The 302-nt window shown below is 51.0% G+C and carries 1 protein-coding gene; it reads left to right on the top strand.

Annotated features, from left to right (window positions below; genetic code table 11):
• A partial coding sequence (locus G9G53_RS25890; RefSeq protein WP_165150905.1) for an AMP-binding protein occupies positions 1-302 on the top strand: 302 nt, incomplete at both ends.

The following is a 302-nucleotide window of genomic DNA, read 5'->3' as shown; positions in this document are numbered from 1 at the left end:
GTGCTAAAAGCAGGCGGTGCTTATGTGCCGATTGATCCCGAATTTCCATCCTCTCGTATTGCATACATGCTGGAAGACAGCGAGGCCGCAGTGCTTCTGACCCGTCGTGAACTGGCAGAAGAACACCATTGCCATGCCAATACCCTGTTTCTTGAGGATGCCGCATTGTATCAGGGAGAAAGTAGCAACCTGGAGACGATTGCCCGCCCAGAGCATTTGGCTTATGTCATCTATACGTCGGGTTCGACTGGAAATCCGAAAGGAGTTATGCTCCAGCATCGCTCGGTCCTCAACTTTATTAC

The sequence above is a fragment of the Paenibacillus sp. EKM206P genome, from assembly GCF_011066155.1.
In the GTDB taxonomy this organism is placed as follows: Bacteria; Bacillota; Bacilli; order Paenibacillales; family Paenibacillaceae; genus Paenibacillus; species Paenibacillus polymyxa_D.
This window is presented reverse-complemented; position numbering and strand designations above follow the sequence as displayed.